1 protein-coding gene is annotated in these 261 nt (G+C 65.1%); it reads left to right on the top strand.

The window, feature by feature from the left end; translation table 11 throughout:
• On the top strand, positions 1 to 261 hold a 261-nt coding region (locus ACU8YC_RS28715), incomplete at both ends, for a capsular polysaccharide export protein, LipB/KpsS family (RefSeq protein WP_446896480.1).

Genomic DNA, 261 nt, shown 5'->3' on the forward strand with positions numbered 1-261 from the left:
CACCGGCAGCGCTGGCTGCAGATGAACGGGTGGCGGTCTGGGGCAGTGAGTACCCTGAACTGACCGGCGCCATCCGGGTGGAGGACGGGTTCATCCGTTCCCGGGGACTGGGATCGGATCTGTGCCGCCCGTCCTCCCTCTGTCTTGATCCGGTGGGGATCTATTTTGACAGCCGCCGGCCGTCAGAGCCTGAGCAGTTACTCAGTCAGCGGTCACTGACAGAACAGGAACTGGCCCGCGGTGAGGCGCTGATCGGGCTGC

The sequence above is a fragment of the Citrobacter sp. VF227 genome (genome assembly GCF_052950715.1).